This window comes from Actinomadura scrupuli (genome assembly GCF_050971785.1).
Taxonomy (GTDB): domain Bacteria; phylum Actinomycetota; class Actinomycetes; order Streptosporangiales; family Streptosporangiaceae; genus Actinomadura_E; species Actinomadura_E scrupuli.
Map to the genome: position 1 here is coordinate 80,366 of NZ_JBPCCU010000004.1, position 16,945 is coordinate 97,310.

Consider the following 16,945-nt stretch of genomic DNA (forward strand, 5'->3'; position numbering starts at 1 on the left):
ATCGCCTGGATGTCAGCTTCGGGCGCCGGCACGGCTCCCATGGCTGTTCACTCCGGACGGGCCGGTGCCGGGCGCACCAGAGCCGGACGGGCCGGGCGCGCCGAGGACGGACGGGCCGGGCAGGTCGGGCGTCCAGGTCCTCCGCGCGGCCATCACGACGAGAGCCAGCCCCACGGCCAGCAGGCCGGACGGCACCAGGTAGGGCAGGACGCCGTGCGTGACCAGGCCGTCCAGCCAGGCCGGACGGAGCCGGTCGGAGACTCCGGGGATGTTGCCCAGGGCCGCGATCCCGCCGCGTACGACGAGCAGGACGTCCGCGCGGGAGGCGGGCATGAGGGCCAGCAGGGAGAAGACCATCGTCTCGTACCACGGGTAGTAGACCTGGCTGCTGATCAGCCAGGCCAGGCTGAACGCGAGTGCGAGGCGTACTCCCGGCACCTCCGGGGGTTCCGCCGGCAACCCCCGGGCGAACACCGCGGCCAGGGCCAGGGCGAGGAGGAGAGCCCCCCAGGTGACCACCCAGGCCGGGGGCCTGCCGCCGGCCAGTTCGGAGCCCAGATGCCACGGCGACGACCGGGACATCCGCCGCCCCCGGTCGACCACCGACTCGATCGCCGTGCCGCCGGCCAGCAGGTAGCCGGGGACTATCGCCAGGAGCATGCCGGCCGCTCCCATGAGAAGGGTCCGGGGGGAGCGCCGCCACGACCACGCGCCCCCGGCGGCCAGCAGCGCGAACGGTGCCTTCACCGCGGTCGCGGCGCCCAGCAGGAGCCCTCCGCAGAACCCGGCGGCCAGAGGTCTGCGCCCGGCCGCGCGCAGCGCCCACAGTCCCGCCACCGCGAGCGCCGCCGACAGGCCGTCGATGTGGCCGCCGGCGACGACGGCCCACAGCATCAGCGGATTGAGCGTCCAGAGCAGGTGCGCCCGCGCCCGGCGCGCCCGGTTCGCGGCCGTCAACCGGTCCAGGGCCAGGGCCACCACGAGGAACGCCAGCGCGTTCTCCAGCTTCAGCCACCACACCGTACGGGCGGCGGACGCGCCGGCCGCCCGGGACGCCAGCCACTGGGCGGCCGTCCCCGCGGGTCCGTACACCGACGTCTTGTGCCGCCAGGCGTGCGAGGACAGCCGGGCGACGGGGTCGCCGGACCGGGCCAGCCGGTAGGGCGTCGTGGTGTACGGGCTGTGGCCCGTGTCGGTGATCCGCCCGTAGGCGGCGTAGTCCATGAGGTCGGTCGAGCCGACCGGCGGCACGACGACCAGCACCGCGACGGCGAGCGCGCCGCCGGCCACCAGCCGGGCCGGACTGGGCGGCCGCCCGGCCCGCACCAGCCGCAGGCCCACCACCACCGCGGCGCACCCCAGGACCGCCGCCGTCCACAGCATCACGGTGACCGCCGGGTCCGGCAGGTGGACCGGACGGAACCAGGGCGGCGCCGGGGTGGGCGGGCCGATGTACGGCTCGGCGGCCGAAGGGCCGCTCAACCCCACCAGGGCGACCAGGAGAACGCTTCCGGCCGCTCCCGCCGCGACGGTCCAGCCACGCAGGCGTGCGGAGATCATCCGGTGACGCTATGGGCGGCCGGTGAACGATCGGGGACGGGGAGGCGAACGGCGCGCGATGCCCGGCTGGGCCCCGTCGTGGGACAGGGCCCGACCGGGCGGCGGGTCAGGTCCGGTGCGGGGCCTGGGACTGGGCCGGGGCGGGCACGTTGCGGACCAGGCGGCCGACCTCGGCACGGAGCCGGACGAAGTCGGGGTGCTCGCGGGTGGCGATCTGGTCCCGCGGGGCGGGCAGGTGGACCGGCAGGTCGGCGTGGATCCGGCCGGGGGAGCGGCTGAGCACCGCGACCCGGTCGCCGACGTAGACGCTCTCGTCGATGTCGTGGGTGACGAGCAGGATGGTCATCTGGTGGTCGGCCCGTACCCGCAGCAGCAGGTCCTCCAGATCCTCGCGGGTCTGGGCGTCGACCGAGCCGAACGGCTCGTCCATCAACAGCAGCGCCGGCCGGTAGGCCAGGGCCCGCGCGATGGCGACCCGCTGCTGCATGCCGCCGGACAGCTGCCACGGGTGCTTGCCGTCGGCGCCTTCGAGCCCGACCTCGGCCAGCGCGGTCGTGGCGGCGGCGTACCGGGCGGCACGGTCCAGGCCCCGGCGGCGCAGCGGGAGCGCGACGTTGTCGCGGACGGTGAGCCACGGCAGCAGCGAACGGCTGTAGTCCTGGAAGACCACCGCCAGGTCGTCCGGCACGCCGGCGACCGGCCGGCCGTTGAGCACGACCTGCCCGGTGGTGGGCCGTAGCAGCCCGGCGATGCAGCGCAGCAGGGTGGACTTGCCGCAGCCGGAAGGCCCGACGATGCTGACCAGCTGCCCCTCGGCCACCTTCAGGCCGACCCCGTCGAGCACGGGGTGACCGCCGTAGGAATGTCCCAGTCCTGTGATCTCAAGCATGACCGTCATCTCGTCCACGGCTCGTAATGCGGATGTTCATGAGTTGCTCTCCGGTGTGGTGGCTGACGTGGTGGTGGCTGAGGAGGTGGTGGCCGAGGAGGCCGACAGGGCGCTCCAGGACGGACGGGCGTTCAGCCGCTGGGCGTCGATCCCGGTCGTCTTGAGGTAGGAGCCGTCGATGGTCGCGAGCTCGTCGGCCGACAGCACGTCCTCGATCCGGCCGAACCCGTGCGGCGCGCGCTCGGCCACGGTGTGCAGGACCCGGTCGGCCGGCATGTCGCGGCAGGCCAGCACGATCGCGTTCGTGGTCTCCCGGCGGGCGGCCTCGTATCTCGCCAGGCCCTCGCCGAGGTCGCCGGCCCTGGCGAGCTCGTACGCAAGGACCCGGGCGTCGATGATCGCCTGGGAGCCGCCGTTGGACCCGATCGGGTACATCGGATGCGCGGCGTCGCCCAGCAGGTTGACCCGGCCGCGGCCCCACCACGGCAGCGGGTCCCGGTCGACCATCGGGTATTCCAGGATCTCGGCGGTCTCGGTGATCAGGGCGGGCACGTCCAGCCAGCCGAACCGCCAGTCGGCGAAGTGCGGAAGCACCTCGTCGAGGCGGCCGTGCCGGTTCCAGTCGGCGGTCTCGGTGCGGGCGTCGTCCGACACCCGCACCTCGGCCACCCAGTTCACCAGTGCCCAGCCCTGGGCGTCGAGCCGCTGGGAGATCGGGTAGGCGACGAACTTGGCCAGGACGTTGCTGCCCGCGACCACCTGGGTCCGGCCGTCCAGGAACGGTGCGGTCTCGGCGACCCCCCGCCACATGCGCACACCGTTCCACAGCGGAGGGCCCTCGCCGGGATGCAGCCGGGCCCGTACCGCCGAGTTGATGCCGTCGGCGCCCACCAGGGCCCCGGCGGTGATGACGACGGTCTGCCCGTCGTCCCGCCGCCGCAGCCGTACCCGCACCTCGCCGGTGCCCGGCCCCGGTACGGACCGCGCGCCGACGGGGTCGCCGCTCGGGTCGGTGAAGTCCTCGACGGCCAGCCCCGCCCGTACGGCGTCCTCACCGAGCCGGGCGCGCACGGTGTCGAGCAGCAGCATCTGCAGCTCGCCGCGGTGCACCGAGTACTGCGGCCACCGGTATCCCAGCGCGAGCCCTCGCGGTTCGCTCCAGATGCGGTTGCCGAACCGGTCGAAGTGCGCGAACGTCGAGGTGGGGATCCCGATCGCCTCGAGTTCCTCGCCGAGCCCCAGCTCGGTCAGCTCCCGTACGGCGTGCGGGAGGAGGTTGATGCCCACCCCGATCGGGCGGAGCCGCTCGGCGGAGTCCACCACCACGGCGCTCAGTCCCGCCTGGTGCAGGCTCAGGGCCGCGGTCAGGCCGCCGATGCCGGCGCCGGCGATGAGAACGTCAGGCAACAGCACGTCCTTCCAGAAGTCGGGCCATCGCGCGTCAGGTCTCGAGCCTGCGGGCGCCGGCGTGCCACGCCAGCAGCCGGCCCTCGACGAGCAGGAAGGCCTCGTTGAGGAGGTAGCCCAGGATGCCGAGCAGCACGATGCCCGCCCACATCTCCGGCAGCGCGAAGGTGCGCTGGGCGCTGAGGAGCTCGGCGCCGATCCCGGTGGTGCCACCGATCAGTTCCGAGACGACCATGAGGATGACGGCGAACGACAGGCTGACCCGCAGTCCGGCGAATATCTTGGGCGCCGCGGCGGGCAGGATCACCCTCCACAACCGTTGCCATCCTGTGATGCCGAAGACCTCCGCCGTGTCCAGCTGAAGCTGGTCGACCGAGCGGGCACCGTCGATGGTGTTCAGCAGGACCGGCCACACCACGCCGAACACGATCGTGGCCACCTGCATCGTCGCGCCCAGATGGAACACGATGATGAAGAAGGGGATCAGCGTGGGCGGGGGCATCGCGCGGCCGAGCTGCAGCAGCGGGTCCACGTAGTCGGAGGCGGTACGGGATCGCCCCAGCGCGACGCCCAGCACGATGCCCACGACGGAGGCGAGCAGCCAGCCGGTGAACAGGTGGCTGAGGCTGGGGACGAAGTCGTCGAACGCCTTGGAACTGAGGAACAGGTGGGAGGCCGGGCCGGAGAACCACAGGTCCCGCATCGCCGAGAGGATCTTCGATGGTGGCGGGTAGTAGCTCTCGGAGGCGTCGTGCGCGGCGAACTCCCAGACCACGATGAGCAGTACGGCCAGCCAGCCGCGTGCCGAGATCCGGGTGAGGGAGCGCCACACGGGCCGCAGGGTCATGTCCGGGACTCCGTCCGTGCGGTGTGCCAGCGGAACGCCCGGCGCTCGGCCCAGACCAGGAACGCGTTGACGGCCAGGCCCAGCAGCCCGGCCCAGACCGCTCCGGCGAGCAGCAGGTCGGTGTGGCCACCGGAGCTCTGGGTGCTCAGGAGATAGGCGCCCAGCCCGCTCTCACCGCCGGAGAACAGCTCGGCGCTGATCACGACGATGAGACCCACCGAGGTGGCGACGCGGACGCCGGTGGCGACGAAGGGGGCCGCGCTCGGCAGCGTGACCCGCCACAGCACCGACAGCGAGCCGAACCCGAAGCTGCGCAGTGCCTCCTTGGCGACGGGGTCCACGTCGCGCAGGGCGTACAGCGTGTTGACGAGAATGGGCCAGACGGCCGCGTAGGTGACCAGAGCGATCTTGGCGTTCGTGGTCGAGGCGAAAATGATCAATGCGAGCGGGATCAGCGCCACCGACGGGATGGGCCGCAGGAACTCCACGACCGCCCGGCTGGCGTTTCCGAGCCAGGGGATCGAACCGAGGCCCAGGCCGGCGGGGACCGCCAGCGCGATCGCCAGCAGGATGCCGCCGGCCCACGCGGTGAGGGTGGCGGCGACGTCGCCGAGGAATTCGGTGTCGCCGAGGAGGCCGCCGGTACGCATCAGCACGGTCGAGACAGGGGGCAGGGCGGTCGCGTCACCGAAGCCGACCCGGGAGGCCAGCTCGGCGACGGCGACCGCCCCGATGATCCCGATCGCGCCGCGAACGGCACGGGTGGATCTCATCCAGTGCTCACCAGCGGCTTCACGTCGAAGGGCTTGGTGAGGTACTGGTACTGCTGCATGATGTCGGCGACCCGCTGGAGCCGGGTGGTGCTCAGCGACGTCGGGTAGGCGCCGTAGTGCAGCGTCGCCGCCGTGGCGGCATCGATCTTGGTGTAGGTCGGGACGACCTGCTCCAGGACCTTACGGTCGGCGATCAGCGCCTGAGCCGCGGCGATGGCCCGCTGGAAGGCGGCGACCGTCTTCGGGTTCTTCTTGGCGAACTCGTCCGTCGTGGCGAAGCCGGCGACCGGGAAGTTGACCGTCGGGCCCTGACTCAGGTCAGTGATCAGGCGGGCCCCGATCGACTTCTGCAGCTGGGTGTTGAACGGCTCCACGGCCTGTACGGCGTCGACGCTGTGGTTCTTCAGCGCCGCCTCCATCTGGGGGAACGGCACCGGGACGAAGTTCTTGTCGTCGTCGAGCTTGATCCCGCTCGGCTGGAGGGTGGCCTGCACCATCAGCGAGCTGAGGTTGTGCTTGACGTTGACTGCGACCTTCTTACCGGCCAGGTCCTTGATGGAGTGGATCGGGGAGTCCTTGGCCACCAGGATGACGTGGGTTCCGGGTGCGGACTGGAACGCGTCGGCCACGATGCGGAGATTGATGGCCCCGGCCGCCTGCGCCATGAAGAAGGGCACGTAGGCGCCGAACGAGAAGTCGAGGTTCCCGCTCTTCAGCTTGGGGACCGACTCGGCCCCACCCTGCAGGATCTGCGGCTTGACGGTGAGGCCCTGGGCCTTGAACAGCCCGCGGTCGATGGCGATCTTGAGCTGGGCGGCGTCGGCCACGGGGAGCATGCCGACGTTGAGTTCGGTCTTTTCCAGACCCGAGGACGATTTCTTGGAACCGCCGTCGTCACCGCAAGCCGTTGCGGTGAGCGCTATGGCGGTGAGGGCCGCGAGGCCCGCGATCGAGGCTCGATGGAGGCGGGGAAACCTCATGGACACTCCTTGGGATATAGGGGAAGGGAAGTCCCTGAGTGGCAGCGAAGTGAGGAGCGTAGCGTAATCAGCATGTTTGAAAAATCAGGACAAAACGCCCAAAAGCCCCTGAAACCTGGATGTCTAGGCAATAAAGGGTGGATCTCCCTGATTGGGTTGGCTCATTAGTGTGTGGTGTGCTCCAATACCGACGCCTGGGACAAGGGGTATATGAGCACGTTGAAGCGCTTTGGTCACTGTCTGTGGTCATTGGTGGAGGGTTAACGGAGGGCAGTGAGAACAGCCATGGAGAGTGACCTGCAGCCGGTCCAATCATCGCCGACGCTCACTTCCGACGACGTTCCGCGCAATTCACGACGGCGGCGATTCGGCCTGCGTAATTGGCGAGTGGCGGCCCGTCTTGTCGCGCTCATCGCGGTTCCCACGCTGGTGGCGGCGTCGCTGGCGGCATTGCGCGTTTCTTCGGCAGTGAGTGATGCGACCGTTTATCAGCGTGTCGAACAGCTTGCCGAGCTGGCGGGAAAGACGAACGGCCTCGTGCACGAGCTGGAGACCGAGCGGGACCGGTCCGCGGCCTACGCCGCGACCAACCCCGATCCCCGCGGGCGCTCCTCGCGGGTCGGTGCGCAGATGAGGGAGCAGCAGGCGACCGTCAACGACGCCGTCGCCACGGTCCGGGCCGCGGCGGCCGGGATCGACTCCTCTTATTCGGCCGCCGTGCGGCTCAAGGTGCGTGACATCGTGAACCGGCTGGACGGGCTGAAGGCCCTCCGCTCGGTCACGACCCAGACCTGGCTGTCGCCGCAGGCCGGTATCGAGAAGTACTCCGAGCTCATCCAGGCCCTGCTGGACCTCAACGACGATGTCGCCGACGGCATCCTCGACCCGGTGCTGTCGGCGACGACACGTGCCGAGGCGGCGCTGGCGCTGGCCAAGGACCGGGCCTCGCGAGAGGGCGCATTCCTGCACGCGGTACTGATCGCGGGCCGGTTCGAACCCACCGAGCTCCAGGCGGTCCAGGCGGCCCGTGCTCAGCGGGACACCGAGATCCTCGCGTTCCAGACGGCGGCGACCCCGAGTCAGCGCCAGTTCTTCGAGGACACGGTGAGCGGTTCCGACATCGACCTCGGGGAGACCCTGCGGCAGCGGATCGTCAGTCTCGCGAGCGAATCCAAGACGCTGTCCGTCGCCCCGCTGACCGCCGACGACGCGGTGCAGTGGTCGACCTCCACGGCCGCGACGGTCAACAAGATGCGCACCGCCGAGAGGCAGCTGAGCGACGCGATCATCTCGCGGAGCGACACGCTGAAGTCCGACGCCCGCCAGGCCGCGTTGATCGGCGGTGTGCTCCTCTTCCTGGTCATCTTCCTTGTCCTCCTGGTGACCCTGGTCGTGGCGCGCTCGCTGGTGCGGCCGCTGCGCCGGCTGCGGACCGGCGCGCTCGACGTGGCGAGCAACCGGCTGCCCGGTCTGGTGGACCGGCTGCGCGATCCCGACGTGGCCTCCGACGGCATCGAGATCGATCCCATCGACGTCGCCTCCACCGACGAGATCGGTGAAGTGGCGCGGGCCTTCGACGAGGTGCACCGCGAGGCCGTACGGCTGGCCGCCAACGAGGCGGTGCTGCGCGGCAACATCAACGCGATGTTCGTCAACCTCTCCCGCCGCAGCCAGTCGCTGATCGAACGCCAGCTCCGCCTGATCGACGAGCTGGAGCAGGGTGAGCGTGACGACGACCGGCTGGCGAGCCTCTTCCGGCTCGACCACCTCGCCACCCGCATGCGCCGCAACTGTGAGAACCTGCTCGTTCTCGGCGGCCAGGACCAGGTGCGCCGGTGGAATCAGCCCGTACCGCTGATCGACGTGGTGCGCGCCTCCCTGTCGGAGGTCGAGCAGTACGAGCGGGTCGGCCTGCGGATCCAGGGCGAGGTGGCGGTCGGCGGCCCGGTGGTCAACGACCTGGTGCACCTCGTCGCGGAGCTGGTCGAGAACGCGACGGTGTTCTCGCCGGAGCACACCAAGGTCACCATCTCCGGTCATCTGCTGAGCGGCGGCGGCGCTATGCTCCAGATCACCGACAACGGGGTGGGCATGTCCTCCGAGGAGCTCCAGGCGGCCAACTGGCGGCTGGCCAACCCGCCCGTCATCGACGTCTCGGCGGCCCGCCGCATGGGACTGTTCGTGGTCGGCCGGCTGGCCGCCCGGCACGGCATCCGGGTCGAGCTGCGCGCCGCGCTCTCGGGCGGGCTCACCGCCTTCGCCCTGCTGCCGGCCCAGGCCATCGCGGTCGGCGACACGCAGTCGATCTCCCCGCGCAGGTTCGACGAGGCCACGCCGGTGTCGCCCGGGCGATCCGTACCCGCGGCACGGCCCATCGCGGCGCCCGTCGCCGCGGTGCCGCAGCCGGCGGGACCCGTCCACATGGCGCGGCCGATGCGGGCGATCCCGCCCCGCGAGATGGCCGATCCGGCACCGCACCACCCGACGCGCCAGGTGTTCGCACAGGAGACCCCGCCCCGGGGACCCTTTGTGCCGCCGGCGCACCGCCCGCAGCCCATCGTCTCCTCCGAGCCGAAGACGCCGCCTCCCAACCGCCCGGCCTCGCAGCCTCCGCAGGCACAGCCCCCACAGGCCCAGCCTCAGCAGGCACAGTCTCAGCAGGCGCAGCCGCCGCAGGCACCCTCGCGGCCGGCACCGTCGAGACCGGCACCCTCGGGTGCGGCACCTCCGTGGGAGGCGGCTCAGGCCGCCGAGCCCGGGGTGGGCTGGGGACCTCCCGACCCCGCGGCCGCGTCCCGGCGCGCCGAGCGGTCGCCGATCTTCGAGGCGATGGAGTCGGAGTGGTTCCAGCGGCGCAAGCCCAGTGAGATCCCGGAGACCCCGGCTCAGGGGTCGTGGATGTCGCCCGGTGACGAGGGCAGGCAGGCCGCCGAGGCGGTCCGCCAGCCGGTCGCCGGCGGACACACCTCCTCCGGCCTGCCCAAGCGGGTGCCGGGCAAGAACCGGGTGCCCGGATCCATCCCGCAGAGTCCGCCCCCGCAGGCCGCACCGCCGGCCTCGGCCGAGACGGTACGCGCGAGGTTCTCCGGGTTGCAGCGAGGAGTGAACCGAGGGCGGGCTCAGACTCAGGCAGATGGCGGCCAGCCACGAGAAGAGACAGGAGACACGGTGTGAGCGAGCCGAGCCGGCAGGATCTCAATTGGCTGGTGACGAACTTCGTCGAACGGGTCATCAACGTCGCGCACGCGGTAGTGGTGTCCTCCGACGGGCTCCCACTGGCGTTTTCCCACGGCTTCCCGCCCGACCGTGCCGATCAGCTGTCGGCCATCGCCTCAGGACTCACCAGCCTGACGCACGGAGCGGCACAGATCTTCGACGCGGGCGGGGTCAGCCAGACCGTCGTCGAGATGGAACGCGGGTTGTTGCTGGTGATGGCGGTCCGGGGCGGCTCGGTCTTCGCCGTGCTGGCCTCGCCGGAGTGTGATCTCGGGCTGGTGGCCTACGAGATGACCCTCCTGGTGGAGCGCGTCGGCCGAGTACTCACCCCTGCCCTGCGGACCGAACTGGGCGCCGGTCCGCCGCGTTGAGCGACGGGCGGATTGTAGAGGGAGGCATCGCTGGTGGAGCACGATGGCGCGCCGCGTCGTGACCCGTCTTCCGGTCAGGCCGTACCGGAGTCAGGAGAACGGAACTTCCTGGTACGCCCGTACACGATGACCGGGGGGCGGACCCGGCCCCGGAACGAGATCGCGATCGAGGCGATGTGCTCGGCCGTTCCGTACCCCCCGCGTGATCTGTCGACGCTCACCCCCGAATACAAGGCGATCATCGGCATGAGCAGGGAGTGGCGCTCGGTGGCGGAGATCTCCTCGCTGCTGCGGCTGCCGCTCGGCGTCACCCGAGTCCTCATCGCCGACATGGCGCACGAGGGGTTGTTGCGCCTACATCAGACCAACCCGGTGGACGGGCAGCCCGACATAGGACTGCTGGAAAGGGTTCTCAGTGGACTTCGCAAGCTCTGAGTTTGCTTCGAGCCCCCAGTCGGGGGGACCGCCCGCGACCACTCCGGGTCCGGCGCTCACCTCTGTAAAGATCATCGTCGGAGGTGGCTTCGGCGTCGGCAAGACGACCTTCGTCGGGTCGGTCTCGGAGATCATGCCGCTCACGACCGAAGCGGTCATGACGGCGGCCAGCGCGGGCATCGACGACCTGACGGCGGTGCCGGACAAGACGACGACCACGGTCGCGATGGACTTCGGCCGGCTCACGCTCGACAGCGACCTGATCCTCTATCTGTTCGGCACGCCGGGACAGCACCGCTTCTGGTTCATGTGGGACGACCTGATCCGCGGGGCCATCGGCGCGGTCGTGCTGGTCGACACCCGGCGGCTGGAGGACTCCTTCGCCGCCGTCGACTACTTCGAGGAGTCCAGGATCCCCTTCGTCGTCGGGATCAACGGCTTCCACGGGGAGTTCAGGTACGCCGCCGAGGAGATCCGGGAGGCGCTCGCCATCCGCCCGCAGGTGCCGATCGTCATGTGCGACGCCCGTGCCCGGGAGTCCACCAAGGCGACGCTCATCACACTCGTGGAGTACGCGATGCGCGCTCATCTGGGGGCGATGCGCTGATTCCCGCCCCGGCCGGCCTCTGCCGGGCATAGCGGCATACCCTACGGTCGCGTAGGGATGCATGCAGAATGCATGATTGTGAGACGTGACTGAACACGAGTCCGTTTCTGGGGTTTCAGTGGATGACATCAACACGTACGTGGCGATCGGGGACAGCTTCTCGGAGGGGATGGACGACCCGTACGCCGAGGGAGACCCCCGCGGTGAGTACCGCGGGTGGGCCGACCGGGTGGCCGAGCATCTCGCGGCGAACCGGCCGGGACTGCGGTACGCGAACCTGGCGGTGCGCGGCAAGCTGCTGCACCAGATCGTGGCAGACCAGGTGCCGCGCGCCGTCGAGCTGCGGCCCGACCTGATCACCATCTGCGGTGGCGGCAACGACATGATCCGTCCGGGCGCTGACCCGGACGCGCTGGCGGTGCTGTTCGACGACGCGGTGCGCAGGCTGCGGGCCACCGGCTCCGAGGTGGTGATCTTCACCGGCTTCGACCCGCGCGGCCTGGGCCGGGGCAAGCGGTTCCGCGGCCAGGCGGCGACCTACAACATGCACCTGCGGGCCATCGCCGACCGGCGCGGCTGCCGGGTCGTCGACCTGTGGCCCAAGGGCGCGCTGCACGACCCGCGGGCCTGGAGCGCGGACCGCCTGCACCTCTCGCCCGAGGGCCACCGGCGGCTGGCGCTGCGGGTCTGCCAGGTGCTGGACGTGCCCGTCACCGACGACTGGCGCGAGCCCTGGCCGCCCGCCGAGCGGATCGACTGGCTGACGCTGCGCCGGGAGGATCTGCACTGGGCCCGGACCTACCTGCTGCCGTGGGTCCAGCGCAGGGTGCGGGGCCGGTCCTCCGGCGACGGCCGCCATCCCAAGAGGCCGGACCTGCTGCCGCTGCCCTGAGCATGCCGCTGCCCTGGGACGCGGTCTCGGGCCGGGCAGCGCGTCTCCGGACAGCGCGGCTCCGAGGAGAGCGGCTCCGGACAGAACGATTCTGGGAGAACCACGGGAGAACGGCTCCGGCCGTCCCGGGCGCTCGCCGCGCACGGCGGAGAACGCCCCGGACGGCCGGAGCCGGGCCGGTGGGAGACGGGGTCAGGCGCCGGCGGGCTGGCCGGAGGCCTCCGCCACGGTGTTGAAGATCGCGAAGCGGCGGTTCAGGCCGGTGATCTCCAGGGTGCGTTTCACGATGGGCCTGGGGGCGACGAGGGCGAGACTTCCGCCCGCCGCCGAGACGGCCTTGTGGCAGCCGATGAGGACGGACAGGCCCTGGGAGTCCATGAAATCCAGGTCGGTGAGATCGAGGATCAGGTGGTCCCCGTGGGTCTGGCGGACCGAGCGAAGCTGCCCGCGCAGGTCGTCCACGCTGGCGATATCAAGGTCGCCACGCAGGTCGACGACCGTGTGGCCGTGCTGCGAGCGGGTGGATACGTGAAGGTACTGCACCGGGGATTCCTCCTCCGGGTCGATGAAGATCCACGTCTGGGCGTACGACCCAGGCGATTGACTTTTCAAGGATCAACTATCCGGCAGGAAGCCACTTCTGCCAACCGCTGGACGACCACAAACCGGTTGCTCTCTGCCCTAAATCGCGCGAAAGGGCGTCTGAAAGATCGCTTGAAAGGCGGTATGCCAGGGCAGGCCGGGGCATGCGACGGCGTGCGGGGGCCGGCCCGGAGCCGCCGTCACCGGACGCGAGGTGCCCCGTCACTCCGCGCCCCCTAGAGTTTTGCCGGACAATGGAATCTCCCCGTAGGAAACCCCCCGACCCGAAGGGCTGTCAGGTGAGCGCGCCGCGGCTGCCGGAGCATCTCGAGATGCTGCTGACCGAAGAACCCGTGCTGGACGTCTACTCGCGTGGCCCGTGGCGGGTTCCGGACGGGCTGTACGAGGCGATGCGGGAACGGGCGATGGCGTTCGACCGCGACCCGAGGGCGGCCGTGCTCACCCGGGCGGCCAACCCGTTCTACGCGGACTCGACCTCGGTGCTGGGCGCGGAGATGTGGTCGCTGCTGACCTTCCTGCTGGGCGCGGGGTCCATCCGGGCGGGCTCGCGGGGGGACGTCGACTACGAGCTGCTCGCCGACCTCCTGGCCAAGCCGGAGCCGGCGGTGCGCGACCCGCTGGCGTTCTTCACCCAGAGCGGCCGGTTGCGGCCCCCGGGGATGTGGCTGCCGGAGGCGGCGGGCGACGATCGCGAGCGCCGGGCCGTGATGCTGGAGCTGGCGCGTGAGTGCCTGGAGGTCTTCGAGGGCCTTGAGCCGCTGGAGGAGCGGCGCCGGGCCCTGCTCGGGATGCACGAGCTGCGGGCCGCCGATCCGGAGCTGCACGAGCAGGACCTGACCGCGCCCGTAGGCGAGCTGGAGACGCTGTGGGCGGCGGGCGCGGGCGAGCCGGCCCTGGAGGTGCTGCCGGAGCTGAGCGGCGCGCTGGGCTACCTGGAATGGGCGTGCGCGGGCTTCACCGCCGCGCACGAGCGCCTGGTCGCCGCCACCGGTGACGGCGACCCGATCGACGTGGCACTGGCCCGGCTGATGCTGCAGGCCGAGCTGCCCGTGCTCCCCGCCGAGCTGGCCGTGACCCTCGGGCTGGCGCGGTACGAGACCGTACAGGAGCGGGTGCGGGCGCTGCGCGCGTCGTACGCGGTCGAGACCTGGCAGAACGACGTCCGCGGCTGGCTGGCGCGCGGGCTGGTCGCCGGTGAGGCGGACGCCTGCCGCGCCTGGCTGGACATGGCGCTCCGCGTCACCGGAGCGGTGCAGGGACTGCCCGACATCCTGAGCACGCCGAAGCACCGCATACCGATCCGGGCGTTCCAGCTCGACCTGCGCAGGCTGTTCCAGCGCCGCACGGTGGTCAACCCGCTGGTGGCCCGGTTCGGCTCGCCCCGCCCCTCGGCCGATGCCGAGACCGGTGCCGACGCCGGCACGGAGTCCGGCGCCGGCACCGCCGGGGCGGGGGAGCAGGCCGCGGGGCGCGATCCGGCGGTGCCGCCGGGCCCGGCGGACGCCCTGATCGGGCAGCCCGAGCTGGCCGCGGCGGTCCGTACCGCCCTCGGCACCCAGGACCGGCCCGTACGGCTGCTCATCTCCGGACCGGAGGGCACCGGCAAGGGCACCGCGGTGGCGCTGCTCGAACAGGCGCTCATGGACCGGGGCACGGTCCGGGACTCGCTGTGGATCTCCGATCAGGTGTTCCCCAACCTGCATGTCAGTGATGCCGTGCTCTGGTTCCAGGCGCGGGTGCGCGAGTGCGTCGACGGCAAGCTGCTGCTGGTCGTGGACGACCTCGACAAGCTGTTCGGCACCGACCGCTGCGGGCCCGCCCTGACCGAGGAACTGCGCCGCCTGATGGCCCGCAACGCGCGGCTGCACGTGGTCGCGCTCTGCCGGCCCGGCGGCCAGGAACGCCTCTTCGAGGCCAACCCGGCGCTGGTGCAGGGCTTCCAGGTCACCCGGACCCGCGAGTTCGGCGAGGACGACTACACCGAGCTGTTCCAGCGCATGATCGCCGCACGGGGCGGCGTGGTCGCCAAGGACGTCGCGCGGGCCGCCGGAGTGCTGCTGGCCCGGACGCCCCCGCTGCTCAACCTGCGCAACGCCCGGCTGGCCGACTTCCTGGCCGCGCAGTGCCTGATCGCCGCCCGCTCCCGCGGCGCCGCCCCCGACCTGCCCGAGGTGATCGTCGCGGACCTGCCGCAGCGGCTCGTCCCGGGCGGTGCCGGCGACACCGACCCGCTGGCCGAGCTGGCGGCGTGCGCGGGCATCGAAGGGGTCAAGCGGGAGGTGGCGCTGCTCATCGCGGAGGCCAAGGCGGCCCGGCTGCGCCGTGAGGCGGGCATGGCCGTCGCCTCCCGGCCGCGCCACCTGGTCTTCACCGGCCGGCGCGGGACCGGCAAGACGAAGGTGGCGGGCATCCTCGGCCGCATCTACGCCGACCTGGGGGTGCTGTCGTCGGGACACCTGGTCGAGGTGGACCGGGCCGACCTCGTCGGCGAGTACGCCAGCGAGAGCGGCCCCCGGGTGCGCAGGGCCGTGGAGCGAGCCCAGGGCGGGGTGCTGCTGATCGACGACGCGCACACCCTGAAGGCCACCGACTCGCCGCGCGACCGGGAGGCGATCGACGTCCTGCTCGGCGCCCTGCAGCAGTACCCGGAGGACCTGATGGTGGTGCTGACCGGGCCGGACGCCGAGATCAACGGGCTGCTCAAGGGCGAGGTCGAGCTGGCCGCGTTCTTCCCCAAGGTGGTGCGCTTCGCGGACCTCGCCGAGGACGACCTGGTGAGCATCTTCGCCGCCAAGGCCGCCGACGGCGGGTTCGCGCTGGCCGACGGCGTGCTCGCCAAGGTGCGCGCCCTGGTGCACGCCGTTCCGCGCGGCAACGCCTTCGCCAACGCCAGACTCATGATCAATCTCCTCGACCGGGCCGTCTCCATGCAGGCCCGCCGGGTGCTCGAGGACGGGATCGTCGACGAGGACGAGTCGCTGTCCGAGCTGCTGGTCGAGGACATCCCCGACGCCCTCACCTCCGCCGGCCGGGTCGAGCTGCCCGGCGACCCGATCGCCGAGATCGACCGGCTGGTCGGCCTGGAGGCCGTCAAGCACGAGGTGAAGCTGCTGGTCAACGAGGTCAAGGCCGAGCAGCTGCGGCGCGACGCCGGGATCCCCATCGCCGCCCCCACCCGGCACATGGTCTTCACCGGCAACCCCGGCACGGCCAAGACCACCATGGCCCGGCTCATCGCCGCGGTCTACGCCCGGCTGGGCCTGCTGTCGTCGGGACACCTGGTCGAGGTGGGCCGGGCCGACCTGGTCGGGGAGTACGTCGGCCAGACCGCGCCCAAGGTGCGGGCCGCGGTGGACCGGGCGCTCGGCGGAGTGCTGTTCATCGACGAGGCCTACGCGCTCACCCCGCCCGACTCGGCCCGCGACTACGGGCACGAGGCCGTGGCCGAGCTGCTCAAGCTGATGGAGGAGCAGCGAGCCGACCTGGTCGTCATCGTGGCCGGGTACGAGCGCGAGATGCAGCGGTTCCGCGAGTTCAACCCAGGTCTGGCCTCCCGGTTCCCGCACCTGCTGCGCTTTCCCGACTACACCGACGACGAGCTCGTCACCATCTTCGAGATCATGGCCGCCGAGGCCGGGTTCACCGTCGCCGACGGGGTGCTGGACTCGGTTAGGGCGCTGCTGCGCGCCACGCCGCGCGGGCCGTCGTTCGGCAACGCCCGGCTGATGCGCAACGTCCTGGACCGGGCCGTGGCCCTCCAGGCACAGCGGATCATGTCGGCGGACACCCCCGTCCCGGTCGAGGAGATCCGGATGCTGCGCCCGGCCGACCTGCCCGCGGGCGGCCCCATGCCCGACCCCGACGAGGCCCTCGGCCATTACCTGTGAGCCGGCTCCGGCCGTACCGCGCCTGACGCGGCGCGCCCGGCCGTGCGCGGCCGTACGGCCGGCGGACGGGGCCGTACGGGCGGGCCGTACAGGGTCGTACGGGTTGCTGAAGCGGTGGCGGCGGGCCGTACCGGCCGCCGCCACCGATCAGGCGGTGGGATGCCGGGAGTGCTCGGTCAGGTAACCGGCGTAGATCGGGCGCAGCGCTTCGGCGACCTCGCCGTCACCGGCCAGTGCGAAGTCGCTGAGCAGCGAGGAGATGTGCAGCAGGTCGGCGTTGCTGCGCTCGAGGTCGCCGGTCGCCGCGCGGGCCGCCGGGATCTCGCTCATCAGCCGCCACAGGAACTTCACGTCCCCCCGGTGCACGGCGAGCTTGATCGCGCGGTCGTGCAGCTCCTTGGCGGAGAGGGCGTCCAGATCATCGACATCGGCCATGCCCCCGACCCTACTCAACGCCCTGCCCTGCTCGGCGCTCCGG

General features: G+C 71.5%; 14 protein-coding genes. 6 read left to right on the forward strand and 8 right to left on the reverse strand.

Annotation, left to right across the window (positions count from 1 at the left end; translation table 11 throughout):
• Positions 1-12: 12 nt before the first annotated feature.
• From ACRYCC_RS19635 to ACRYCC_RS19660, 6 genes are all read right to left on the reverse strand, one after another.
• Positions 13-1,560 carry an MptA/MptB family glycosyltransferase gene (locus tag ACRYCC_RS19635; RefSeq protein ID WP_433814065.1) on the reverse strand — a complete coding sequence of 516 codons (1,548 nt, stop codon included), beginning with the start codon at positions 1,558-1,560 and terminating at the stop codon, positions 13-15.
• A gap of 106 nt (positions 1,561-1,666) precedes the next feature.
• Positions 1,667-2,449, reverse strand: coding sequence for an ABC transporter ATP-binding protein (locus ACRYCC_RS19640; RefSeq protein ID WP_433814067.1), 783 nt, complete (start codon positions 2,447-2,449; stop codon positions 1,667-1,669).
• Positions 2,450-2,485: 36 nt separating this feature from the next.
• Positions 2,486-3,856, reverse strand: a complete 1,371-nt coding sequence (locus tag ACRYCC_RS19645; RefSeq protein WP_433814068.1) for a flavin-dependent oxidoreductase — start codon at positions 3,854-3,856, stop codon at positions 2,486-2,488.
• A 34-nt stretch (positions 3,857-3,890) separates the two neighbouring features.
• The gene (locus ACRYCC_RS19650; RefSeq protein ID WP_433814070.1) at positions 3,891-4,703 is read right to left on the reverse strand and encodes an ABC transporter permease; all 813 of its coding nucleotides are present in this window, start codon (positions 4,701-4,703) and stop codon (positions 3,891-3,893) included.
• Positions 4,700-5,476, reverse strand: a complete 777-nt coding sequence (locus tag ACRYCC_RS19655) for an ABC transporter permease (protein WP_433814072.1) — start codon at positions 5,474-5,476, stop codon at positions 4,700-4,702. Before ACRYCC_RS19655 ends, ACRYCC_RS19650 begins: the two co-directional genes overlap by 4 nt.
• The gene (locus tag ACRYCC_RS19660) at positions 5,473-6,456 is read right to left on the reverse strand and encodes an ABC transporter substrate-binding protein (protein ID WP_433814074.1); all 984 of its coding nucleotides are present in this window, start codon (positions 6,454-6,456) and stop codon (positions 5,473-5,475) included. The genes ACRYCC_RS19655 and ACRYCC_RS19660 overlap by 4 nt, the downstream gene beginning before the upstream one ends.
• Positions 6,457-6,993: 537 nt before the next feature.
• Here ACRYCC_RS19660 and ACRYCC_RS19665 point away from each other — a divergent pair.
• The 5 genes from ACRYCC_RS19665 (at position 6,994) to ACRYCC_RS19685 (ending at position 11,977) form a co-directional block, all read left to right on the forward strand.
• Positions 6,994-9,630, forward strand: a complete 2,637-nt coding sequence (locus ACRYCC_RS19665) for a sensor histidine kinase (RefSeq protein ID WP_433814076.1) — start codon at positions 6,994-6,996, stop codon at positions 9,628-9,630.
• Positions 9,627-10,043 carry a roadblock/LC7 domain-containing protein gene (locus tag ACRYCC_RS19670; RefSeq protein WP_433814077.1) on the forward strand — a complete coding sequence of 139 codons (417 nt, stop codon included), beginning with the start codon at positions 9,627-9,629 and terminating at the stop codon, positions 10,041-10,043. The genes ACRYCC_RS19665 and ACRYCC_RS19670 overlap by 4 nt, the downstream gene beginning before the upstream one ends.
• A gap of 126 nt (positions 10,044-10,169) precedes the next feature.
• Entirely contained in the window at positions 10,170-10,478 is a 309-nt protein-coding gene (locus ACRYCC_RS19675; RefSeq protein WP_433814079.1) for a DUF742 domain-containing protein, read from the forward strand.
• A gap of 70 nt (positions 10,479-10,548) precedes the next feature.
• On the forward strand, positions 10,549-11,085 hold the full coding sequence (locus ACRYCC_RS19680; RefSeq protein ID WP_433815019.1) for a GTP-binding protein: 537 nt from the start codon (positions 10,549-10,551) through the stop codon (positions 11,083-11,085).
• Positions 11,086-11,203: 118 nt separating this feature from the next.
• The gene (locus ACRYCC_RS19685; protein ID WP_433814081.1) at positions 11,204-11,977 is read left to right on the forward strand and encodes an SGNH/GDSL hydrolase family protein; all 774 of its coding nucleotides are present in this window, start codon (positions 11,204-11,206) and stop codon (positions 11,975-11,977) included.
• A gap of 192 nt (positions 11,978-12,169) precedes the next feature.
• Here ACRYCC_RS19685 and ACRYCC_RS19690 read toward each other — a convergent pair whose 3' ends face one another.
• Positions 12,170-12,589 (reverse strand): STAS domain-containing protein, encoded by a 420-nt coding sequence (locus ACRYCC_RS19690; RefSeq protein ID WP_433814083.1) that lies wholly within the window; start codon positions 12,587-12,589, stop codon positions 12,170-12,172.
• Positions 12,590-12,858: 269 nt separating this feature from the next.
• On the opposite strand from ACRYCC_RS19690, the gene ACRYCC_RS19695 reads away from it, so the two are divergent.
• Positions 12,859-16,467, forward strand: coding sequence for an AAA family ATPase (locus ACRYCC_RS19695; protein WP_433814085.1), 3,609 nt, complete (start codon positions 12,859-12,861; stop codon positions 16,465-16,467).
• 147 nt (positions 16,468-16,614) lie between these two features.
• Here the strand turns inward: ACRYCC_RS19695 and ACRYCC_RS19700 are convergent, their stop codons facing one another.
• Positions 16,615-16,902: a hypothetical protein gene (locus tag ACRYCC_RS19700; RefSeq protein ID WP_433814087.1), complete on the reverse strand. Its 288-nt coding sequence runs from the start codon at positions 16,900-16,902 to the stop codon at positions 16,615-16,617.
• Between the last annotated feature and the right edge of the window lie 43 nt (positions 16,903-16,945).